At 73.1% G+C, this 22,563-nt stretch carries 18 protein-coding genes; 3 read left to right on the top strand and 15 right to left on the bottom strand.

Annotated features, from left to right (window positions below; all coding sequences use genetic code 11):
* Positions 1-14 precede the first annotated feature (14 nt).
* Both A6P39_RS23740 and A6P39_RS23735 read right to left on the bottom strand, forming a co-directional pair.
* Entirely contained in the window at positions 15-1,622 is a 1,608-nt protein-coding gene (locus A6P39_RS23740) for a hypothetical protein (protein ID WP_067053463.1), read from the bottom strand.
* Positions 1,623-1,834: 212 nt separating this feature from the next.
* On the bottom strand, positions 1,835-3,220 hold the full coding sequence (locus A6P39_RS23735; protein WP_067053465.1) for a transcriptional regulator: 1,386 nt from the start codon (positions 3,218-3,220) through the stop codon (positions 1,835-1,837).
* 312 nt (positions 3,221-3,532) lie between these two features.
* Between A6P39_RS23735 and A6P39_RS23730 the strand changes: the two genes are divergently transcribed.
* Positions 3,533-4,198 carry a bifunctional DNA primase/polymerase gene (locus tag A6P39_RS23730; RefSeq protein ID WP_067053467.1) on the top strand — a complete coding sequence of 222 codons (666 nt, stop codon included), beginning with the start codon at positions 3,533-3,535 and terminating at the stop codon, positions 4,196-4,198.
* 89 nt (positions 4,199-4,287) lie between these two features.
* On the opposite strand, the gene A6P39_RS23725 is transcribed toward A6P39_RS23730, so the two are convergent.
* Together A6P39_RS23725 and A6P39_RS23720 are read right to left on the bottom strand one after the other, a co-directional pair.
* On the bottom strand, positions 4,288-5,163 hold the full coding sequence (locus tag A6P39_RS23725; protein ID WP_067053469.1) for an alpha/beta fold hydrolase: 876 nt from the start codon (positions 5,161-5,163) through the stop codon (positions 4,288-4,290).
* Positions 5,164-5,491: 328 nt separating this feature from the next.
* Positions 5,492-6,184, bottom strand: coding sequence for a metal-dependent transcriptional regulator (locus tag A6P39_RS23720; protein ID WP_067053471.1), 693 nt, complete (start codon positions 6,182-6,184; stop codon positions 5,492-5,494).
* 235 nt (positions 6,185-6,419) lie between these two features.
* Between A6P39_RS23720 and A6P39_RS23715 the strand changes: the two genes are divergently transcribed.
* Positions 6,420-7,175 carry an SIS domain-containing protein gene (locus A6P39_RS23715; RefSeq protein WP_067053473.1) on the top strand — a complete coding sequence of 252 codons (756 nt, stop codon included), beginning with the start codon at positions 6,420-6,422 and terminating at the stop codon, positions 7,173-7,175.
* A 27-nt stretch (positions 7,176-7,202) separates the two neighbouring features.
* Here A6P39_RS23715 and A6P39_RS23710 read toward each other — a convergent pair whose 3' ends face one another.
* Both A6P39_RS23710 and pdxH read right to left on the bottom strand, forming a co-directional pair.
* Positions 7,203-8,624 carry a PAS domain-containing protein gene (locus tag A6P39_RS23710; RefSeq protein WP_067053475.1) on the bottom strand — a complete coding sequence of 474 codons (1,422 nt, stop codon included), beginning with the start codon at positions 8,622-8,624 and terminating at the stop codon, positions 7,203-7,205.
* A 431-nt stretch (positions 8,625-9,055) separates the two neighbouring features.
* A complete protein-coding gene (pdxH, locus tag A6P39_RS23705; RefSeq protein ID WP_067053478.1) occupies positions 9,056-9,742 on the bottom strand; it encodes a pyridoxamine 5'-phosphate oxidase in 687 nt (228 codons plus the stop codon).
* Positions 9,743-9,936: 194 nt separating this feature from the next.
* Here pdxH and A6P39_RS23700 point away from each other — a divergent pair, with 194 nt between their 5' ends.
* Positions 9,937-11,037: a citrate synthase 2 gene (locus tag A6P39_RS23700; protein WP_067053480.1), complete on the top strand. Its 1,101-nt coding sequence runs from the start codon at positions 9,937-9,939 to the stop codon at positions 11,035-11,037.
* A 49-nt stretch (positions 11,038-11,086) separates the two neighbouring features.
* On the opposite strand, the gene A6P39_RS23695 is transcribed toward A6P39_RS23700, so the two are convergent.
* From A6P39_RS23695 to A6P39_RS23655, 9 genes are all read right to left on the bottom strand, one after another.
* Positions 11,087-12,124 (bottom strand): isopenicillin N synthase family dioxygenase, encoded by a 1,038-nt coding sequence (locus tag A6P39_RS23695; protein ID WP_067053482.1) that lies wholly within the window; start codon positions 12,122-12,124, stop codon positions 11,087-11,089.
* A gap of 292 nt (positions 12,125-12,416) precedes the next feature.
* A complete protein-coding gene (locus A6P39_RS23690; protein WP_067053484.1) occupies positions 12,417-13,016 on the bottom strand; it encodes a TetR/AcrR family transcriptional regulator in 600 nt (199 codons plus the stop codon).
* A 4-nt stretch (positions 13,017-13,020) separates the two neighbouring features.
* Positions 13,021-13,758, bottom strand: coding sequence for an enoyl-CoA hydratase family protein (locus A6P39_RS23685; RefSeq protein ID WP_067053485.1), 738 nt, complete (start codon positions 13,756-13,758; stop codon positions 13,021-13,023).
* Complete coding sequence (locus A6P39_RS23680) at positions 13,755-15,332, bottom strand: 4-coumarate--CoA ligase family protein (RefSeq protein ID WP_067053487.1); 1,578 nt, start codon at positions 15,330-15,332, stop codon at positions 13,755-13,757. Before A6P39_RS23680 ends, A6P39_RS23685 begins: the two co-directional genes overlap by 4 nt.
* Positions 15,333-15,372: 40 nt before the next feature.
* Complete coding sequence (locus A6P39_RS23675; RefSeq protein ID WP_067053489.1) at positions 15,373-16,533, bottom strand: acyl-CoA dehydrogenase family protein; 1,161 nt, start codon at positions 16,531-16,533, stop codon at positions 15,373-15,375.
* 7 nt (positions 16,534-16,540) lie between these two features.
* Complete coding sequence (locus A6P39_RS23670) at positions 16,541-18,394, bottom strand: acetyl/propionyl/methylcrotonyl-CoA carboxylase subunit alpha (protein ID WP_067053491.1); 1,854 nt, start codon at positions 18,392-18,394, stop codon at positions 16,541-16,543.
* A gap of 8 nt (positions 18,395-18,402) precedes the next feature.
* A complete protein-coding gene (locus A6P39_RS23665) occupies positions 18,403-20,001 on the bottom strand; it encodes an acyl-CoA carboxylase subunit beta (protein ID WP_067053493.1) in 1,599 nt (532 codons plus the stop codon).
* On the bottom strand, positions 19,998-21,674 hold the full coding sequence (locus A6P39_RS23660) for an acyclic terpene utilization AtuA family protein (protein WP_067053495.1): 1,677 nt from the start codon (positions 21,672-21,674) through the stop codon (positions 19,998-20,000). The genes A6P39_RS23665 and A6P39_RS23660 overlap by 4 nt, the downstream gene beginning before the upstream one ends.
* Positions 21,671-22,468, bottom strand: a complete 798-nt coding sequence (locus tag A6P39_RS23655) for a TIGR03084 family metal-binding protein (protein ID WP_067053497.1) — start codon at positions 22,466-22,468, stop codon at positions 21,671-21,673. Before A6P39_RS23655 ends, A6P39_RS23660 begins: the two co-directional genes overlap by 4 nt.
* Between the last annotated feature and the right edge of the window lie 95 nt (positions 22,469-22,563).

Here is a 22,563-nt window from a genome sequence, read left to right as displayed (position 1 = left end):
GGCGGCGGTGCCGGTCACAGCTGGGTGGGCTGGCGCTGGGTCAGTCCGTACTTGCTCGCGATCGCGTTCCACAGCCCCGCCGCCTTCACCTTCTGCGCGCTGGCGGTGCCGCTCTCCCGGTTGCCGGCCTGGGTCTCCCCGGTGATGCGGGCGTGGCCCTTGCGGCAGCCCTTGCGACCGCCCTTGACCTGGTCGGCCCAGGCCGCGTAGTGGCTGTCGGCCGCGGCGGAGGCCTGCCAGGCCTTGGTCAGCGCGTCGGTGAGCGCGCTGTTGTCCGGCAGCTTGTCGACGGACAGCGTGCCGAGCCGGGTGACCAGCTGGTTGCGCTGCTTGGCCGCGTCACGCAGGTTGGAGGCGGACTGGTCGAGGTTGCCGCACCCCTTGACGTCGGCCACCGCCTGGATCACCGAGGCGCGGCTGCTGCCGCTGTCGGCGAGCAGTTTGTCCAGCTCGACCGCCTGCTGCCGGGCGGGGTCCGCGCCGGCCGCGGAACCCTGGTTCACGGCCGGGGACGTGGCGGCGACCGTCTTGTTGTCGGCGCCCTGGTCCTTGCCGCCACCGCCGCTGAGCAGCGCGCCGGCGCCCACACCGATGACGACGATGCCGACCCCGATGGCCGCGATCAGCGGCACTCGCGACCGCCCCCGGGGCCGGTCGTCGTCGTGCGCCCCGTCGTACGCCGGTTGTGCCTGGCCGTACTGCGACTGCGCCGGGGCAGGCGCCTGTGCTCCGGCGCGCGCCGGGCCGGGGTAGGCGTCCGGCTGCTGGATGCGCGGCAGCTGCTGGGTGGACCCGGCCGGGCCGTCACCGCCCGCCGGGCCGTTGCGGAAGAGGTTGTCGAACTCGGCCGGCGGCTGCCGGTCCGCGCCCTGCGCCTGCGCGGCGTACGGCGGGATGTACTGAGTGGCCTCGGCGTCCGACGACGCGGGTGCGGGCGGCCCCTGCTGCGCGGTGATGCCGAGGTAGCGGGTCTCCTCGCCGTTCGACTCGGGCGGCAGCGCCCCGGGCGTCACCGGCGGGATGTACTGGGTCGCACCGTCGGCCGGGGCGGCCGGGACCGGCGGCAGGTACTGGGTCGCGCCGTCGGCCGGGGCGGCCTGCACGGGCGGTATGTACTGGGTGGCGCCCTCGTCGGCCGGGGCGGCCGGGAGCGGCGGTATGTGCCCGCCGGCCGCGTCGGCAGCCGGAGGCAGCGGCAGCGCACCGGGCACCGGGGCGGCGTGCGCCGGGGCGGACGCGGGCGGCTGCGGGTACTGCGGCTGCGGCAGCTGGTGCTGCTGGTGCTGCTGCTCGTACGGCGCGGGTGCGCCGTGGCCGTCGCCGCTGTAGCCGGGCGTCCGACCGCCGTACGACGGGGCCGGGGCGCCCTCCGGGGGCAGCGGGCCGGGGTGCGCCGGGGCGTCCCACTGCGGGGCCGGCGCCGGGGGCCAGCCCTGGCCCGGCTGGGACTGCTGCTGCTCGGGCCCCCAGGAACCACCCCAGGCCTGCCCGCCGGCCGGGGCGGCGGGAGCGGGCGCGCCGCTCATGCCGGGCAGCACGGGCTCGCCTCCGTCGGAGGGCAGCACGATGCCTTCTCGCGCGGGCTGCGCCGAGGGCTCCTCGCGTTGTCCACTCTGCGTCACCGGGACTCCTACTAATGGGGGACCTTGTGAATCGTCGGGTCACGCTACCGGGTCCCGTGAGCCGCGTGCCATGCAGCTCAGTGCGCGATCTTCGTCCCTGTGAGAGTGGTAACAAATCCGCCCCGCGATGCGCTGTATACGGCGTATCCACGGCCCCCGTCCCGCGCTCGGGTTCCGTTTCCCGTGTGTTCACCACATCGCGGGGCCGGCGTTCAGGCGGCCTGCTGGAGATCGAGGCGCGCCCCGAACTCCCGTACCACCGCCTCCTCCCGGAAGGGTTCCAGGCGCTGCTGGAGATCCTCCAGATACTCGGCGCCCCGGTTGGAGCGGAGCGTCTCCAGCAGTTCGACCGCCTTCAGGCCGGTGGTGCAGGCCTGTTCGACCTCGCGCTGCTGCACCTGCGCCGTGGCGAGCAGCACATAGCCGATGGCGCGCCGGCGGGCCCGGGACTCGGGATGCCCGGCCAGCGACTGCTCGGCGTACCGGGCCGCCTGCTCGGGCTGCCCGAGGTCGCGGTGGCAGTGCGCCAATTCGTCGGCCAGATAGGCCTCGTCGAAGTGCCGGATCCACGCCGGGTCGTCCCCGCGGGAGTCGTCCGCCCGCTCCATCGCCGTGACCGCCCGCCCGGTGGCCGCCTGGGCCGCGCGCGCGTCGCCGAGCAGGGCGTGCCCGCGTGCCTCGGCCGCGTGGAACATCGCCTCCACGCGCGGGGTCGCATGCCCGCGCGCCCCTTCCTGCGCGGCTCGCGCCAACTGGGAGATCTCGCGCGGGTTTCCGAGCTGCGCGGCCAGGTGGCTCATGGACGCGGCCAGCACGTAGCCGCCGTAGCCGCGGTCCCCGGCGGCCTGCGCGAGCCGCAGCGACTGGATGTAGTACCGCTGGGCCAGGCCCGGTTGGCCGGTGTCCACCGCCATGTAGCCGGCCAGCTCCGTCAACCGGGCGACGGCTGCGAAGAGTTCACGCCCGACCGCCTCGCGGTACGAGCCCGCGAGCAGCCCGGAGACGACGCTGTTGAGGTAGTGCACGACGACCGGCCGGACATGCCCGCTGCCGTACTGGTGGTCCAGGTCGGTCAGCGCCTGGGTCATGGACCGCACGGCGGCCACGTCGGCCGGGCCCACGCGCGGGCCCGCCTGCCGGGCCACCTGGGCGTCCGGCGCCGAGATCAGCCAGTCGCGGCTGGGCTCGACGAGGGCGGAGGCGGCGACGGAGGAGCCGGTCAGGAAGTCCCGGCGCCCCACGTCGCTGCGCCACAGCTCGCAGACCTGCTCGATGGCCCCCAGTACCGTCGGCGAGAACTGGAGACCGACTCCCGAGGCGAGGTTCTTGCCGTTGGCCATGCCGATCTCGTCGATCGTGACCGTACGGCCGAGCTTGCGGCCGAGTGCCTCCGCGATGATCGCCGGGGCCCGGCCCCGCGGCTGCTGTCCGCGCAGCCAGCGGGCCACGGACGTCTTGTCGTAGCGCAGGTCGAGGCCGTGCTCGGCGCCGCACATGTTGACCCGTCGGGCCAGCCCGGCGTTCGAGCACCCCGCTTCCTGGATGAGCGCCTGCAGCCGTTCGTTCGGCTGCCTCGCCACGAGAGGCCTTGCGGCCATGTAACTACCCCCTGCGGTGCGTTGTGATCCCCTGCTTGCGATCCCGTGCTGCGATCCCCTGAAGCAAAGATCCGGCCGAGTCGAGCCGTTCGGAAAGATCACTGCCCAGCTGACATACCGTCAATGCGCGACATGTGCGGTTTGCCGGGGTAAAGATGGATGCCAACCCCCTTCCTGGCTACCCACCCCACGCCCCGCTTCCCCCCGCGCGCCCCCGGACGTGCACCCATGCGCCCCGACTGCGGAATCGATGCTCCACCCCCGCGCGCGGTACAGCCGTAACTACAGGTGGGTGCGGGAGTTGAGAGGAGCGTGGAAGAGACGATCGTGGGCGCCGAGAACAGTCAGATTGCCGGTCAGATTCCGCAGCAGCGCGGGGAATCGCTGCTGGAGACCGCCGTACGGTACGCCGAGGAACGGCACTGGGACGTGTTCCCGGGCACCTGGCTGGAAGCCGCCGACGGGATGCAGCGCTGCTCGTGCGGCGACGCTTCCTGCCCTGCGCCGGGTGCGCACCCCACGCGCCCCGACTGGGCGACCCAGGCGACCGGCAGTGCGACCGTCGCGCGCCGGGTGTGGCAGAAGCAGCCGACCGCGTCGATCCTGCTGCCGACGGGACGGACCTTCGACGCGCTGTCCGTCCCGGAGAGCGCGGGGTTCCTGGCGCTGGCCCGGATGGAGCGGATGCAGCTGACGCTGGGGCCGGTGACCTGGACCCCGGACCGGCGCATGCAGTTCTTCGTGCTGCCGGGCGCTTCCGCGAAGGTCCCGGAGCTCGTGCGCAAGCTGGGCTGGGCGCTGCCGTCGCTCGACCTGGCGGCCCTCGGCGAGGGCGCGTACGTGGCCGCTCCCCCGACCCGCTTCGGCTCCCGCGGCGCCGTGCAGTGGGCCTGCCGGCCGACGCCCGCCAACCGGTGGCTGCCGGATGCGGAGGAGCTGATCTCTCCGCTGGCTTACGCGTGCGGGCGGGATCGGTAGCCCCGAAGGGGGCGCGGGGAACTGCGCGAGCGACCAGAGACGGCCCGTAGCCGCCGACGAAACACCAGCCGGGCAGACGACCAGGCGACTCAATCCCCGAGCAACGACTCAAGAAACGGCAGCACAGCCCCCCGCCAAGCCACCGGCAGGTCGTAGTGGGCGAGATGCCCCGCGTCCGTCACCTCCGCGTACGCCCCGCGCGGCAGCACCCGCACCATCTCCTGCGCCTCCGCCCGCCCCAGCTCGCCGTCCAGGCCCCGTACGACCAGCGTGGGGCACTGCACCTGGGCCAGCTCCTCCCAGTGCGCGTCGTACACCCAGGTCTCGCGGGAGCTGAGCATCTGCTCCGGCTCGAAGACCGGGCGCCAGCCGTCGGCGCACTCGTGCATGACCTCGGCGTAGAAGGCGCCGCGGGCGGGGTTCGGCCGCTCCACCCAGGGATCGTCCTCGCCGAACCACTTGCGGACGTCGGCGAGGGTCGCGAAGGGGACGGGCCAGGAGCGGAACCACTCGGCCCACTCGCGCTGCGAGGCCGCACCGAGCGCTGAGGCCCGCATGTCACAGATGATCAGGCCCCGCACCAGGTCGGGGCGTCTGGCGGCGAGCTGCCAGGCGGTCAGCGCGCCCATGGCGTGGCCGATGAGGACGACGGGGGCGAGGCCGAGCTGCTCGACGGCGGCCTCGGCGTCCTCGACGTAGGCCTCCCGGGTGTAGGCGGTCTGCGCGGCCTTGTCGCTCTGGCCGTGGCCGCGCTGGTCGAGGGCGACCGCACGGTGGCGGGCGGCCAGCCAGCGGGCGGTCGACGCCCAGTGGGAGGCACGGCCCATCAGGCCGTGCAGTAACAGCACGCCCGGCGCGTGGGGCTCCGCCTCCGCCCGGTCCGGATCCCGCTTGGGGGGATCGGCGAACTCCCAGGCCGCCAGGCGCACCCCGCCCGCTCCCGTCACGTCGATGCGCCGTGCCATCGGCCCGCCACCCCCAGCTCCGCCTGCCTCGTACCGGTGTACTGCCGTTGTACCGCCGTACTCGTACTCGCTGCTGTCGCTGTCGTGCTTGCCCCGCCGCCGCAGGCTATCGAATGTCTATTCGAAAAACCTCCCTCGGCGGACAACACCCCTCATTCGAGTGACATCCCTCGAGGCATGATCGCCGCCGCCCAGGGGATCTTTCTGGCGGGAGGCGGACCACTCGGGGAAAAGCGGTCCGAGGGGATGACCCTGAGAGCTCGGGGCTCCGGGTCAGCACAGGGGAGGACAGGCCCCGGCGCCAGCAGGCGCCGGGGCCCTTCTCTGCTCAGCGCTTGGCGACGAAGACATGGGAGGCGATGTCCGCCTCCAGCTCGGCCGCCTCACCGCCGCTGCCCACCAGCACCCCGCCGGCCGACTCCGTCACGCTCACCACGGAGCCGGGCTGCACGCCCGCGCGGCGCAGCGTGTACATCAGCTGGGCGTCCGTCTGGATCGGCTCGCCGATCCGGCGGACGACGACCGTCTTGCCGTCCGTGCCCGGGTCCAGGTCGGCCAGCGAGACCATGCCCTCGTCCAGGAACGGGTCGGCGCCGTCCTTCTCGCCCAGCTCCTCCAGGCCCGGGATCGGGTTGCCGTACGGCGACTCGGTCGGGTGCCGCAGCAGCTCCAGGACCCGGCGCTCCACGGCCTCGCTCATCACGTGCTCCCAGCGGCAGGCCTCCGCGTGGACCTGCTCCCACTCCAGGCCGATCACGTCGACGAGGAGGCACTCGGCCAGCCGGTGCTTGCGCATCACGCGCGTGGCGAGCCTTCTGCCCTCGTCGGTCAGCTCCAGGTGGCGGTCGCTGGCCACGGACACCAGGCCGTCGCGCTCCATGCGTGCCACCGTCTGGCTCACCGTCGGCCCGCTCTGGTCGAGCCGCTCCGCGATGCGGGCTCGCATGGGCACGACGCCTTCCTCTTCGAGCTCGAGGATGGTGCGGAGATACATCTCCGTGGTGTCGATCAGTCCGGACATACGTGCCCCTCGATTACCTCTGCCGGAAGCCCGGCGCGTGCGCTGGCCCTGCAACCAATTCTGCCGGATCCCACTGACAAGCGGGGGCCGCCGGGAAAACGAGGGCCGCAACCGCACCTCCTCCCGCCCGGACGACGGCACGAGGCGGCCGTCCGGTACTCATCGGCCGTATTGACACCGCACTGGTCCAGACCGCACGGTGATCCGCGACACAGACGCTGCGAAGGGGCACCGCATGAGCGACGGCACGCCTGCCGACCTGTTCTTCGACGCCGCCATCAACCTGCTGCAACGGGTCCGCGAGGAGGAGGCCGAGCCGATCAGGGCGGCCGGCACCCTGCTCGCCGACACCGTCGCGGCCGGCGGCCGCCTGTTCGCCTTCGGCGCCGGGCACTCGTCGCTGGCCGCCCAGGACGTCGTCTACCGGGCCGGCGGCCTCGCCCTGATGAACCTGCTCGCTGTGCCCGGTGTCGTCGGCGTCGACGTCACCCCGGCCACCCTCGGCTCCGCCCTGGAACGCGTCGACGGCCTCGCGGGCGCCGTCCTCGGCACCTCCCCGGTCCGCGCCGGCGACGCCCTCGTGATCATCTCCCTGTCCGGCCGCAACGCCCTGCCCGTGGAGATGGCCCTGAACGCCCGTGCCCTCGGCGTGAAGGTCATCGGCGTCACCTCGGTGGCGTACGCCTCCCAGACCACGTCCCGGCACTCCTCCGGCACCTTCCTGAAGGACCACTGCGACCTCGTCCTCGACTCGAAGATCGCCGTCGGCGACGCCGAACTCACCCTCGACACCATCCCGGCCCCCTTCGCCCCCGCCTCGACGGTGGTCACCACGGCCCTGATGCAGGCCGTCATGGCCACCGCGGCCGCCGCTCTCGCCGAGCGCGGCATCGAGCCGCCGCTCCTGCGCTCCGGGAACGTCGACGGCGGCCATGAGTGGAACGGCCGCGTGATGCGGGAGTACGGCGACCGGATCTTCTACCGGCACTGAGCCCCGCGGGCCGCGCGTGTCCGCCGCCTACGCACCGCCCTTGCCGCCGCGCACCGCCTCCGCCAGGTCCAGCGCGGCCGCTATGCGCACCGCCACGTCCTCGGCGTAGGCCGTGTCGGACCGCTCGAAGCGGCTGCGGCCCGGCCCGCGCAGGAAGGTCACCACGCCAAGGGTCCGACCCCGGCTGCGCAGCACCGCGCACAGGGCGTGCACCGCGTCGCCGGGCCACTGCCGGGCCAGCGCCCACTCCCGCGCCAGCTCCGGCGGGATCGCCCCGGCGTCCGCGCGCACGGGACCGGCCCGCTCCACGCACTGCACGGCCGGATGCCCCGCCTCGTAGCGCACGGGCAGCCCGGCCGCCCCGGCGAGCTGGCTCGGCCCCGGCCCCCCGGCGGGCGTCGCGGCGAACCGCACCAGCCGTACGGCGCTCTCCTCCCCGTCCGGGTGCGCCGGGGCGCGCGGGGGGCGTGCCAGCCGGTCGATCAGCGCGTGGTCGGCGAAGCCGGCGAGGGCGAAGTCCAGGTGGACGGTGGCCACCTCGGCCGGGTCCTCGCACTCTGCGGCGGCGCGGGCGGCGCGGTGCAGCTGGTTGGTACGGAACCGCAGCAGGGCCGCCTCCTGCTCGGCCTGCTTGGCCTCGGTGACGTCCTGGAACAGCCAGCCCACGCCCAGCGGGACCGGTTCCTCCGCGAGCGGCGAGGCCAGTCGCACGAAGCCGCTGCGCCAGCAGCGCCGCTTCTCGCCCTGCGAGGTCCGCAGGGAAAGCCACATCTCGGCGGGCGCGGGCGGCGCGCCCTCGGCCAGGACGTGCGTGAGCGCGGCCTCCAGCTCCTCCACGCCCTGCGCGAGCAGTTCACCGAGCGGCCTGCCCAGCGCGGACATGCGTCCGACGCCGAGCGCCCGGGCCGCGTGCGCGTTCACCACGGCCGGCCGCAGATCGGCGTCGATGAGGACGACACCCCAGGCCGCGTCCTCGAACAGCGCCTCGCTCAGCGCGATCGACCGCTCGAGATCGATCTGCGCGTGCACCTCGCTGAACGCGCAGTACAGCCCGGCGGGCTTGCCGTCCGGGCCCCGTACGGCGGCGGACTGCGTGCGGACGAGGACCCGCCCGCCGTCCTTCGTGACCAGTGCGAACTCGTGCACCTGCCGGCCCGGCGCGTGCATAGCCGACATCAGCCGGGACTGGACCTCCTCGGCGTCGGCGCTGCGCACCGCCCAGCCGGCGAAGCCGTGCCGCCCGACCGCCTCGGCGGCCGTCCAGCCGAGGATCCGCTCGGCCTCCCGGTTCCAGTGCGTGACGACCCCGTCGGCGTCGAACGCGCACAGGGCCGCGTCCATGCCGTCGAGCAGCGCGGCGAGCAGGTCGGATCCTCCGGACTCACCGGGATCTCCGGGCTCGTCCGGCCCCAGTTCATCGGTGGTCCCACTCCGCCGGGAAGCACTCACCTGGACCCCCTGGAGGCTGCGTCGGCGCCCGTACGGCGCACGGTTCGCTCACTGGGCTTCATTCAACTGGAACGTGACACAGCCCACAGCCTGTTCCCACAACTTCCCGGCAATCAATCCCCGCGCGCGTCCCGGCCAAAAAACGCTTGAACGGTTTCCGGCGGCTTCTTAGGGTGTGGAGTACACGAGAAGGGAGGTGGTTCGGCAGATGTATGAATACCGGACGCGTGAGGTGGCTGCGGGCTAGCGGTCCGCCACCACATCCAGTGCGGTGCCGGACCAGCACGTGACAGACGCGTGCAGCCGGCCCAATCCCAAGCAGTCACCCGACCCGCGAGTTCGCCGGTACGTCCGGCCGGCTCCTCCGCCGAGAGGCGAAGGACCCGAACTCGCGGGTCGTCTGCGTGTACGGGCCGGTGCCCCGACCGGTCTCAGGGGCTCAGGCGCTCCACCTTCCAGGTGCCGTCGGGCTGTGCCGTGTAGCGCAGGCGGTCGTGGAGGCGGTTCGCGCGGCCCTGCCAGAACTCGACCGTCTCGGGGGTGACGCGGAAGCCGCCCCACTGCGGGGGCACCGGCACCTGCTCGCCCTCGGGGTAGCGGGCCGCCAGGTCGGCGAAGGCGGTGTCCAGTGCGGCGCGGGAGGCGATCACCGAGGACTGGGCGCTGGCCCACGCGCCCAGCTGGGAGCCGTGCGGGCGGAGGCGGAAGTAGGCGGCGGTCTCGTCGCGGCCGGTGCGGCGGGCGGTGCCCGTGACGATGACCTGGCGGGAGAGCGGGTGCCAGGGGAAGAGCAGGCCGATGTGCGGGTTGGCCGCGAGATCGCGGCCCTTGCGGGAGTCGTAGTTGGTGTAGAAGACGAAGCCCTCGGTGTCGAACTGCTTCATCAGGACCGTGCGTGAGCTGGGGCGGCCCGTGGCGTCCGCCGTGGAGACGACCATCGCGTTGGGTTCGTAGAGGGTGCCGTGCAGGGCGGCGCGGGCGGCGTCCTCGAACCAGCGGGCGAACTGGTCCATGGGGTGGCTGGCGAGGTCCTGCTCGGCGAGGCCTCCGGCCTGGTACTGCTTGCGCATGGCGGCGGGGTCGAGGGCGGGATCCAGGAGGGGTTCGCGGTCGGTCACGCGGTCATCTTGCCGTACGTGCCCCAGAGGCTGTCTCGAACAGTCGTGGCACTCAGTGTCGTTCGGACTCCCGATATATGACACTGGGGGATATCGTGCTGGTTCCCCCGCGGTTTGGGTGACCACCGGATGACCGCCGGATGACCGGGGCATCACCGGGGTGTCCGCCGCCGACACATCACTAGGAGCCGCTGATGTCCGATTTCGTACCCGGACTCGAGGGAGTCGTCGCGTTCGAGACGGAGATCGCCGAACCGGACAAGGAGGGCGGTGCCCTGCGCTACCGGGGCGTCGACATCGAGGACCTGGTCGGGCACGTCTCGTTCGGGAACGTGTGGGGGCTGCTGGTCGACGGCGCCTTCAACCCCGGCCTGCCGCCCGCCGAGCCGTTCCCGATCCCGGTGCACTCCGGTGACATCCGCGTGGACGTACAGGCTGCCCTCGCCATGCTCGCCCCCGTGTGGGGGCTGAAACCGCTGCTCGACATCGACGAGCGGCAGGCGCGCGACGACCTCGCGCGGGCCGCCGTGATGGCCCTGTCGTACGTCGCCCAGTCCGCGCGCGGGCAGGGGCAGCCGATGGTGCCGCAGCGGGAGATCGACAAGGCGCAGTCGGTGGTCGAGCGGTTCATGATCCGGTGGCGCGGGGAGCCGGACCCCAAGCATGTCGCGGCCGTCGACGCCTACTGGACGTCCGCCGCCGAGCACGGCATGAACGCGTCGACGTTCACGGCGCGCGTGATCGCGTCCACCGGGGCGGACGTCGCCGCCGCGCTGTCCGGCGCGGTCGGCGCCATGTCCGGGCCGCTGCACGGCGGCGCGCCGTCCCGGGTACTCGGGATGATCGAGGAGATCGAGCGCACCGGGGACGCGGCGGCGTACGTCAGGCAGGCGCTGGACCGGGGTGAGCGGCTGATGGGCTTCGGGCACCGGGTGTACCGGGCCGAGGATCCGCGGGCGCGGGTGCTGCGGCGTACGGCGCGGGAGTTGGGGGCACCGCGGTTCGAGATCGCGGAGGCGCTGGAGAAGGCGGCGCTGGAGGAGCTGCACAACCGGCGGCCGGACCGGGTGCTCGCCACCAACGTGGAGTTCTGGGCCGCGATCATGCTGGACTTCGCCGAGGTGCCGGCCCACATGTTCACCTCGATGTTCACGTGCGCGAGGACCGCCGGCTGGTCGGCGCACATCCTGGAGCAGAAGCGCACGGGTCGCCTGGTGCGGCCTTCTGCGAGGTACGTGGGGCCGGGGGCGCGCGGTCCGCAGGACATCGAGGGGTACGCGGACATCGCCCGCTGAGGGGCGTACCTCATACCTGAGGGGTACGCCCCCGTGCCCCTGAGGGCGTTCACGCCGCCGGTGTCAGCAGCTTCCCGTGGTGCCGCTCCGCGACCAGCGGGTGCGCCCTGAGCTTGCCCTTCAGTTCGTTGTAGCCGTACTCGGCGTACAGGGGGTTGGAGGGGTCGGTCGTGATGCCGGGAGCCGTTGCCGCGTGCGGGAAGGGCAGCGGCTCGATCCTCGCGTCCAGGCGGGGGTTGTAGAAGAACGGGACCGAGAAGCGTTCCGTCGCTCCGGGCGGGCTGACCACGCGGTGGTTGGTGGCGAGGAGGTAGCCGTCGGTCGCCACCTCCAGCAGTTCGCCGAGGTTGACCACGAAGGCACCCTCGAGGGGCGGGACGTCGTGGAAGTGGCCGTCCTCGCGCTGGACCTGGAGGCCGCCGACCGTGTCCTGCAGGAGCAGGGTCAGGAAGCCGTAGTCCTTGTGGGCGCCGACGCCCTGGTCGGTGCCGTCGCCCGCGCTGCCGGGGTAACGGACGAGCTTGAGGTGCGGGTGGGAGTGCGCGCCGAAGATCGGGTCGTAGAAGCCGGCCGGAGCGCCGATCGCCGTGAGCAGTTCACGCAGGAGGCGCTCCGCGACCGCGCTCAGCCTGTCGATCCAGGCCAGGGCCGCCGTGCGCAGCTCGGGGAGCGCGGCCGGCCACTGGTTGGGGCCCTGGAGCCACCAGTACGGCGGCTCGCCGGGGCCGGGGACGCGGGCGGGGCGTTCGGCGCCGATGTCGAGCTGGTCGCGCCAGTCGCGGGCTCCCGCGGTGCGCTCGTCGCCGGTGCGGGTGTAGCCGCGAAAGTGCGGGGAGTTGACGTTGTCGAGGGCGAGCCGGTCGGCCTCGGGCAGAGCGAAGAAGGCGCGCATGGCGGTGAGCAGCGCGTCGGTCTCGGCCCGGGTCACACCGTGCCCGACGAGCTGGAAGAAGCCGACGTCGTGGGCGGCGCTGTGCAACTGGGCGTGCAGCAGGGCGCGGGCCTGGGGGCCGCGGTCGACTGCCGACAGGTCGATGATCGGGAGCTGGTCGTACGACGGGGTCGCCGTCGGGGTGTGCGAAGTCATGGGTGCGTCCACAGGGTGTGTGGGCCACGGGCAGGCCGCCGAGGGTAGGGCGGCGCCCAGGATGCCGTAAGAAGGGGGAGAAGAAAGGGGCTGAATCAGGCCGAAGGCCGACAGCCCATGCTCGTGACGCGCACGTAGTCCACGTGGCGTCGGCGAACGAGCATCGGAAGCATGCGGCAAGGGTACTGCGCCCCGCCGGATTCGGATGCGGCTTCGGATGTGGCCCGCTTCACCTGCTCAGCGCCCGCCCCCACCGGCACCGTGCAACGGGCGCCCGGCCCCGCACGACGGCTCAGCCCAGCGCCGCGTCCAGCAGGGCGCTCCACTGGGTGACGACCTTCTCGCGGCGGGCGGTGTCGTCGGTGAGGAGGTTGGCGAGGCCGAGTCCGCGGGCCATGTCCAGGAGGCCCTGGACGGTCTCCCGGACGCCGGGGCGGCTCTCGTCGGCGCCGAGCAGTTCGACGGCGATGCGGTGGGTCTCGCGGCCGACCCGGGCCTCCAGCTCGGCCACCCGCGGGCCCAGCTGTTCCTCGTTGGAGGCGGCGACCCACAGGTGCAGGGCGGCGCGGAAGAGGGGGCCGGTGTAGAGGCCGACGAGGGCCGCGACGACGGCCCGGCGGTCGGCGGCGCCGCCCGGGAAGAGCGCCCGCAGCGCGGTGGAGCGCTCCTCGGCGACGTACTCGACGGCCGCGGTGAACAGGTCCTCGCGGGTCGGGAAGTGATGCTGGGCGGCGCCCCGGGAGACGCCCGCGCGTTCGGCCACGGCGGAGACGGTGGAGCCCGCCCAGCCGTGCTCGGCGAGGCAGGCCACGGCGGCCTCCAGGAGCCGCTGCCGGGTGGCCCGGCTGCGGTCCTGCTTGGGCGCGCGGTCGCGTTCCGCCGTCATGTTCATCCGGTCACACCACCCATGCCGCGTCCCGCTTCTCCAGGAAGGCCGTCATCCCCTCCCGGGCCTGGCCGGAGGCGAACAGCCGGGCCGAGAGCGCGGTCAGGTGCGCCGCGTCCCGGTCGAATGTCTCCAGCACCCTAGCCGTGAGCAGCCGTTTCGTCTCGGCCAGGGCCTGCGGGCTGGAGCGGCGCAGGCCGTCGAGGATCGGGGCGAGTGCCTCGTCCACGTCGTCCGCCGTCGTGGTCAGCAGGCCCAGGCGCACGGCCTCGGCCGGATCGAAGCGCTCGCCGGTGAGGTAGTGACGGGCCAGGGCACGCGGGTCGGCGCGCGGGATGACCGGCAGGGAGATCACCGCGGGCGCGACCCCGATGCGGACCTCGGTGAAGGCGAAGGTGGCGGCGGCCGACGCGGCGGCGATGTCGCAGGCGGCCAGCAGGCCGAGCCCGCCCGCGCGGACGTGGCCGGTCACCCGGGCCACGACCGGCTTGGGCAGCTCCACGATCTGCCGGAGCAGGCCGACGAGGGCGTCCGGGGCGGGAGGGTCGCGCAGGTCGGCGCCCGCGCTGAAGGTGGTGCCGGTGTGGGTGAGGACGACGGCCCGTACGTCCTCGTCCTCGGCGCACCCGGCCAGCGCGTTCGCCAGGCCGGAGACGAGGGACGCGGAGAGAGCGTTGCGGGTGCCGGTGGCGTCGAGGCTGAGGGTTTCGACGCCACGCGCGCGCGTGCGTCCGATCGGTGTGCTCACGTGTGCTCCCTGAGTGCGCGGAGTTCGCGGCGCAGGATCTTGCCGGAGGCCGCGCGCGGGACGGTGTCGATGAAGGTGACCAGCCGGACGCGTTTGTAGGGGGCGACGCGTTCGGCGACGTGGAGGAGGATCTCGTTCTCGGTGAGGTCCCCGGCGGTGGGCCGGCGGACGACGAAGGCGTGCGGGACCTCGTTGCCGTCGTCGTTGTAGGTGCCGATGACGGCGGCGTCGGCGATGCCGGGGTGGGTCAGGAGCAGCGCCTCGAGTTCGGCGGGCGCCACCTGGAAGCCCTTGTACTTGATGAGTTCCTTCACCCGGTCCACGACGAAGAGCCAGCCGCCCGGGTCGACGTACCCGACGTCGCCGGTGTGCAGCCAGCCGTCGGTGTCGATCATTGCGGTGGTGGCGTCGGGTCGGCCGAGGTAGCCCTTCATCACCTGGGGGCCGCGGATCAGGATCTCGCCGGACTCGCCGGTGCCGAGGTCCTTGCCGGGGTCGTCCAGGGCGACGATCCGCATCTCGGTGCCGGCGATCAGCCTGCCGACGGTTCCGGCGGGGGCGTCGTGCAGGCGGTCCAGGGGGACGACGTGCGTGCCGGGTGACAGTTCCGTCATGCCGTAGGCCTGGCCGATCGGGGGCAGGCCGAGGCGCTCGGCGCACGCGCGCGCGAGGTGGGCGTCCAGCGGGGCGGCGGCGCTGATGACGTACTTCAGCGAGGACAGGTCGTAGTCGGCGACCGCCGGGTGCTTGGCGAGGGCGAGGACGATCGGCGGGGCGACGTACAGCCCGGTGATGCGGTGGTTGTGGATGGCGGCGAGGAAGGTCTCCAGGTCGAAGCGGGGCAGGACGACGACGGTGGCGCCCTTGCGCAGCGGCGCGTTCATCAGGGCGGTGAGGCCGTAGATGTGGAAGAACGGCAGGACGGCGAGGATGCGGTCGCCGGGGCCGGCCGGGACGGCGCTGTCCAGCTGGGCGAGGTTGGTGGCGATCTGCCGGTGGGTGAGCATGACGCCCTTGGGGACGCCGGTGGTGCCGGAGGAGTACGGCAGCGCGGCGACGTCCCGGGCCGGGTCGATCCCGGGCCGCGGCTCGGGGGCGGTGCCGGTGAGCATGCCGGCCAGGGAGCGGTGCCCGTCCGCGCTGTCGCAGACGAAGATCTCCCGTATGCCGCCCGCGACTTCGGCGGCCCGGCGGGCGACCCCGAGCAGGGGCGAGACGGTGACGATCCAGCGGGCGCCGCTGTCCCGGAGCTGCCCCGCGAACTCCTCGGGGGTGGCGAGCGGGTGCACCGTGGTGACGGAGGCACCCGCGCGCGTGGCCGCGTAGAAGGCGGCCGGGAAGGCGATCGTGTTGGGGCTGTGCAGGGCGAGGACGTCGCCCTTGCGGACGCCCGCCTCGGCGAGCCCGGCGGCGGCGCGCCGGTGGAACCGGTCCAGCTGCGCGTACGTGAGCGTGGTGCCGTCCGTGCCGTCGACGAGGGCGGGCTGGTCCCCGAAGCCGGCGGCGTGGCCCAGGACGGCCTCGTGGATGGGGAGTTCTACGGGCGGGACGTCTGCGTACTCGCTGCGGAACACGGTTCCTCCAGGCGGAAGCGGCGGCTCGGTGCGGCTCGGCTCAGTACGACTTGGGCAGGCCGAGCGTCTGGTGGGAGACGTAGTTGAGAATCATCTCCCGGCTCACCGGAGCAATACGAGCCACACGTGCGGCCGTTATCAACGAGGCGAGCCCGAACTCGCGCGTGAGGCCGTTGCCGCCGAGGGTGTGCACGGCCTGGTCGACGGCCTTCACACAGGCCTCCCCGGCCGCGTACTTCGCCATGTTGGCGGCCTCGCCCGCGCCCATGTCGTCACCGGCGTCGTAGAGGCGGGCGGCCTTCTGCATCATCAGCCGGGCCAGCTCCAGGTCGATGTGCGCCTGTGCCAGGGGGTGCGCGATGGCCTGGTGGGCGCCGATGGGGGCCTTCCACACGGTGCGGTCGCGGGCGTACTCGACGGCCTTGGCGAGCGCGTAGCGGCCCATGCCGATCGCGAAGGCCGCCGTCATGATCCGCTCCGGGTTCAGGCCGGCGAACAGCTGCAGCAGACCGGCGTCCTCGTCGCCGACGAGCGCGTCCGCGGGCAGCCGTACGTCGTCCAGGACCAGCTCGAACTGCTTCTCCGCGGCGTTCAGTTCCATGTCGATGGGGTGCTTGTGGAAGCCCTCGGCGTCCGTCGGGACGATGAACAGGCAGGGCTTGAGGCGCCCGGTGCGGGCGTCCTCGGTGCGGCCGACGACGAGGACCGCGTCGGCGATGTCGACGCCGGAGATGAAGACCTTGCGGCCGGTGAGGAGCCAGTCGGTGCCGTCGCGGCGGGCCGTGGTGGTGATGCGGTGGCTGTTGGAGCCGGCGTCGGGTTCGGTGATGCCGAACGCCATGAGGCGGGTGCCGTCGGCGATGCCGGGGAGCCACGCGCGTTTCTGTTCCGCGGTGCCGAAGCGGGAGATCACCGTGCCGCAGATGGCGGGTGAGACCACCAGCATGAGCAGGGGGGAGCCCGCGGCACCCAGCTCTTCGAGGACTATGGAGAGTTCGGTGATGCCACCGCCTCCGCCGCCGTGCTCCTCGGGGAGGTTGACGCCGAGGTAGCCGAGCTTGCCTGCCTCGGACCAGAGTTCGGCGGGGGGCCTGCCCTCGGCGACGGTGCGGACGAGGTAGTCGCGGCCGTAGCGTTTGCCGAGGGCGGCTACCGCGGACCGGAGGGCCTTGTGTTCTTCGGATTCGATGACGGACGTCATGGGGCTCCTAGGAAGAGAATTCCTCGACTACGGCCAGCAGCGTTCCTGGCTGCACTTGCTGTCCGGCGGACACCGGGAGAGCGGTCAGCGTGCCCGCCGCCGGTGCCGTGATCCGGTGCTGCATCTTCATCGCCTCCAGCCAGATCAGGGGCTGGCCCGCGGTGACGGGCGCCCCCTCCACGAGGCCCTCGGCGACGCGGACGACCGTGCCCGGCATCGGGGCCACCAGGGACCCCGGGGCCAGCTGGGCGGCCGGGTCGGGGAAGCGGGGCAGCGCGGTGAGACGGGTGGCGCCCACGTGCACCTCGTCGCCGTACGCGAAGACCTCGAACCTGCGCTGTACGCCGTCCGCTTCGAGTACGACCACGCGCGCGTCCGCGTGCACGACCCGCACGCCCTCCGCTGTGAGGCCGTCACGCGTGTGCGTGTAGTGGACCTCATGCTCCTCGCCCGCCATCTCGTACCGCTTGACCTGCGGCCGCGAGGGCAGGTTGCGCCAGCCGCCGAAGCGTGAGCGGCCGTGGGCGTCGGCCAGGGCGGCCGCCAAGGGAGCGTACGGGTCGGGGGCCGGTGCGGTGAGGGCGGCGAGGTGACGGGGGTAGAAGCCGGTGTCCATGCGGGCCGCCGTGAACTCCTCGTGGCGCAAGGAGCGTACGAGCAGGTCGCGGTTGGTGACCGGGCCGTGGAGTTCCGCCCGTTCCAGCGCGCCGGCGAGCCTGCGCAGCGCCTCCGCGCGCGTGGGGGCGTGGGCGACGACCTTGGCGAGCATCGGGTCGTAGTGGACGCCGATGGTGTCGCCGTCCGTGTAGCCGGTGTCCAGGCGGACGCCGGCCGGGACGGCGAGCCGGTGCAGGGTGCCGGTCTGCGGGGCCCAGTCGCGGGCGGGGTCCTCGGCGTACACGCGGGCCTCGATCGCGTGGCCACGCGCGCGTGGCGGCTCCTTCTCGAGTGCGTGGCCCTCGGCGACACGGATCTGCTCGGCGACCAGGTCGATGCCGAACACGGCTTCCGTGACGGGGTGTTCGACCTGGAGGCGGGTGTTCATCTCCAGGAAGTGCGCGCGGCCGTCGGCGACGAGGAACTCGACGGTGCCGGCGCCCACGTACGAGACGGAGCGTGCGGCGCGCACGGCCAGCGTGCGCAGCTCCTCGGCGAGCCCCTCGGTGAGGCCGGGCGCCGGCGCCTCCTCGATGACCTTCTGGTGGCGGCGCTGGAGGGAGCAGTCGCGGGTGCCGAGCGGCCAGACGGTGCCGTGGGTGTCGGCGAGGATCTGCACCTCGACATGGCGGCCGTGCTCCAGGTACGGCTCGACGAAGACCTCGCCGTCGCCGAAAGCGCTCGCGGCCTCGGCGCGCGCGCCCTCCAGCGCGGCACTCAGCTCCTCCAGACGGCGTACGATCCGCATCCCGCGCCCTCCGCCGCCCGCGGCCGCCTTCACCAGCACCGGCAGATCGGCCTCGGTGACGTCGGACTCGGCCAGGGCCGCGATCCCCATCAGCTCCTTCGCCCGGGTCTTGGACGCCATCGCCTCGATGGCCGCGGGGGACGGGCCGATCCAGGTCAGGCCGGCGTCGCCGACGGCGCGGGCGAAGTCCGCGTTCTCGGAGAGGAAGCCGTAGCCGGGGTGCACGGCGTCCGCGCCGGCGGCCAGGGCCGCCTTCACGATCAGGTCGCCGCGCAGATACGTCTCGGCGGGCGCCGCCCCCGGGAGCCGTACCGCCGTGCCGGCCACGCGCGCGTGGAGCGCGTTCTCGTCGGCGTCCGAGTGCACGGCGACCGTCCGGATTCCCAACTCGTCGCAGGTGCGGAAGATCCGGCAGGCGATCTCGCCCCGGTTGGCCACGAGCAGTGTCGAAATCACGTGATCCCTCACATCCGGAAGACGCCGAAGCCGCCGCGCGCGCCCTCGTAGGGGGCGGTGTGGATCGCGGACAGGCACAGGCCGAGAACGGTGCGGGTGTCGCGCGGGTCGATGACACCGTCGTCGTACAGCCGCCCGGACAGGAACATCGGCAGCGACTCGGACTCGATCTGCTGCTCCACCATGGCGCGCAGGCCCGCGTCCGCGTCCTCGTCGTAGGGCCGGCCCTTCGCCGCCGCCGACTGGCGGGCCACGATGGACAGCACGCCGGCCAACTGCTGCGGGCCCATGACGGCCGACTTGGCGCTGGGCCAGGCGAACAGGAAACGCGGGTCGTAGGCGCGCCCGCACATCCCGTAGTGCCCGGCGCCGTACGACGCCCCCATGAGGACCGACAGGTGCGGGACGCGGCTGTTGCTGACCGCGTTGATCATCATCGCGCCGTGCTTGATGATCCCGCCCTGCTCGTACTCCTTGCCGACCATGTAGCCGGTGGTGTTGTGCAGGAACAGCAGCGGGATGTCGCGCTGGTTGGCGAGCTGGATGAACTGGGCGGCCTTCTGCGACTCGGCGCTGAACAGGACTCCCTGGGCGTTCGCGAGGATGCCCACCGGATAGCCGTGCAGGGCGGCCCAGCCGGTCACCAGGCTGGTCCCGTACAGCGGCTTGAACTCGTCGAAGTCGGAGCCGTCGACGATGCGGGCGACGACCTCGCGCGGGTCGAAGGGGGTCTTGAGGTCGCCGGGGACGATGCCCAGCAGTTCCTCCGGGTCGTACTTGGGCGGCTCGGCGGGGCCCGGATCCGGGTACGCCTTGCGGTGGCCCAGCCGGGCGACCACCCGCCGGGCCTGGCGCAGCGCGTCCGGCTCGTCCACGGCGAAGTAGTCGGCGAGGCCCGACACGCGCGCGTGCATCTCCGCGCCGCCCAGGGACTCGTCGTCGCTCTCCTCGCCGGTGGCCATCTTCACCAGCGGCGGCCCGCCGAGGAAGACCTTGGCCCGCTCCTTGACCATGATCACGTGGTCCGACATGCCGGGGACGTAGGCGCCGCCGGCGGTGGAGTTGCCGAAGACGACCGCGACGGTCGGGATGCCGGCGGCGGACAGCCGGGTGAGGTCGCGGAAGATGGCGCCGCCCGGGATGAAGATCTCCTTCTGGGAGGGCAGGTCCGCGCCGCCCGACTCCACCAGGCTGATGCAGGGCAGCCGGTTGGCGAGCGCGATGTCGTTGGCACGCAGGGCCTTCTTCAGGCTCCACGGGTTGCTCGCGCCGCCGCGCACGGTCGGGTCGTTGGCGGTGATCAGGCACTCCACGCCCTCGACCACGCCGATCCCGGTGACGAGCGAGGCGCCGACGGTGTAGTCACTGCCCCAGGCGGCCAGCGGGGACAGCTCGAGGAACGGGGTGTCGGGGTCGAGGAGCAGCTCGATCCGTTCCCGGGCGAGCAGCTTGCCCCGCTCCCGGTGCCGTTGGACATATTTCTCACCGCCGCCCGCGAGCGCCTTGGCGTGCTCGGCGTCGAGTTCGGCGAGCTTGGCGAGCATGGATGCGCGGTGGGCGCGGTGGTCGGGGCTGCCCGGGTCCAGGGCCGAGGTCAGGGTGGTCACAGCAGGGCCTCCGGGATCTCCAGGTGGCGGGAGCGCAGCCATTCGCCGAGTGCCTTGGCCTGCGGATCGAAGCGGGCCTGCGCGGCGACGCCCGCGCCGAGGATGCCCTCGACGACGAAGTTGACCGCACGGAGGTTCGGCAGCAGGTGCCGGGTGACGGGCAGGTCCCGGCTCTCGGGGATCAGCCGGCGGAACCTTTCGGCGGTCAGCTCGTGCGCGAGCCACCGCCAGGCGTCGTCACTGCGCGCCCAGACACCCACGTTGGCGTTCCCGCCCTTGTCCCCGCTGCGGGCCCCGGCGACCAGGCCGAGCGGTGCCCGCCGGGTCGGCCCGGGCGGGAGGGGGTCCGGGAGAGCCGGTTCCGGTACGGCCTCCAGGGGCCGGGTGTCCTGGGGCGGTGCCACAGGGACACGACGTCCGTCGTGGAGGACCGCCACATGGTCTACGGCACCATGGGGGACGTACACATCCTCGAAGACCCCATACGGAGAGCCCTTTCCGGGTGGGGCGAGCACATGGAAGCCCGGGTAGCTGGCCAGCGCCAGCTCCACCGCGGCTCCGCCCAGCGCCCGCCCGACGAGCCGCTCGTCCGGATCCCGTACGACGAGCCGCAGCAGGGCGCTCGCCGTCTCCTCCGTGTCGGCGTCGCCCCGGTCGGTCCGTACCAGCTCCCACCGGACCTCGGCCGGCGGCGACTTGGCGAGCGCGTCGGTCATCTGCTCGCGCGCCAGGCCGGCCTTGGCCTCGATGTCGAGTCCGGTCAGGACGAAGACGACCTCGCCCCGGAAGCCGCCGAGCCGGTTGAGCCCGGTCTTCAGCGTCGGCGGCGGCGCCTCACCGCGCACGCCCTCGATCCGCACCCGGTCCGGCCCGTCCTGGCTCAGCCGTACGGTGTCCAGCCGGGCGGTGACATCGGGCCCGGCGTACCGGCCGCCGCCGGTCTCGTACAGCAGCTGGGCGGTGACCGTGCCGAAGTCCACCAGGCCGCCGGTGCCGGGATGCTTGGTGACGACGCTGCTGCCGTCGGCGTGGATCTCGGCGAGCGGGAATCCGGGCCGGCGTACGTCCCCCTCCCGGAAGAACGCGTAGTTGCCGCCGGTGGCCTGGGTGCCGCACTCCAGCACATGTCCGGCGACGACGGCGCCCGCGAGCCGGTCGTACTCCCCGGGGCCCCAGCCGAAGTGGGCGGCGGCGGGCCCGGTGACGAGGGCCGCGTCGGTCACCCGCCCGGTGACGACGACGTCCGCACCGCCGCGCAGGCACTCGGTGATCCCGAAACCGCCGAGGTAGGCGTGGGCGGCGAGAGCGCCGGGGTGGGCCGCGGTGAGGTCGTCGCCCTCGACGTGCGCGACGCGGACGGGGATGCCGAGCCGGGCGGCCAGGTCCCGCACGGCGTCGGCGAGTCCCGCCGGATTCAGTCCGCCGGCATTGGTGACGATCCTGACACCGCGTTCGTGGGCGAGGCCGAGGCAGTCCTCCAGCTGGCGCAGGAAGGTGCGGGCGTATCCGGCCGAGGGGTCCTTCAGCCGGTCGCGGGCGAGGATCATCATGGTGAGTTCGGCGAGGTAGTCACCGGTCAGGACGTCGAGTTCGCCGCCCGTGAGCATCTCGCGCAGGGCGGCCGCGCGGTCGCCGTAGAAGCCGGAGAAGTTGCCGATGCGCAGGGCGTTCACCGTTCTTCGGTTCCCTTCGGCGGGCGGCCGGTGCCGGGTGGGCCCGCGAAGGCCTGGGCGATGTCGAGCCAGCGGTCGGCGTCCGGGCCGGTGGCGGTCAGGGCGAGGTCGGCGCGGTGGGCGCGCTGGGTGACCAGGAGGCAGAAGTCGAGGGCGGGGCCGGTGACGCGCTGCGGGGCGTCTTCGGGGCCGTACGCCCACAACTCACCTGAAGGGGCGGTCAGTTCGATGCGGAACTCGTCGGCGGGCGGGGTGAGCCCGTGGACGGTGTGGGCGAAGTCGCGGGTACGCACCCCGAGCCGGACCACATGCCGGAGCCGGTCGGTAGGTGCGCGGACCACACCCAGCGCGTCGGCGATGTCCAGGCCGTGGGCCCAGGTCTCCATGAGGCGGGCGGTGGCCATGGAGGCGGCCGACATGGGCGGCCCGTACCAGGGGAAGCGGGCGCCGGGCGGTGCGGCGCGCAGTGCCTGCTCGAGGGCCTCGCGTCCCGCGCGCCACGTCCGCAGCAGCTCGGCGGGCGCGAGCCGGGCACCTTCCTCCGCGCCCTCGTCCACGAAGGAGCCGGGGGCAGCAAGGGCCTTCTCGACCCGCGCGTGGAAGGCGTCCGGGTCGGTCACGGCGAGCACGGCCGAGCGGTCGGTCCAGTGCAGGTGCGCGATCTGGTGGGCGACGGTCCAGCCGGGCGCGGGAGAAGACAGCCTCCATTGCGCGGTGCTCAACTCGGCCACGAGCAGGTCGAGTTCCTCGCTCTCGGCACGCAGGTCGTCGATGACGGGCGTCGGGTCGGCCATGGGGGGAGCATGGCAGCGGAGGCAGAAACAATCAAGCGTGCTTGCATGAATTCATGACAGTGTGCCGGGGAGGTACGGCTTGCGCAGGCGGAGTA

The sequence above is a fragment of the Streptomyces sp. FXJ1.172 genome (assembly GCF_001636945.3).
In the GTDB taxonomy this organism is placed as follows: domain Bacteria; phylum Actinomycetota; class Actinomycetes; order Streptomycetales; family Streptomycetaceae; genus Streptomyces.
Note: the sequence above shows the minus strand (reverse complement) of the source record. Positions and strands in the feature narration are given on the sequence as shown.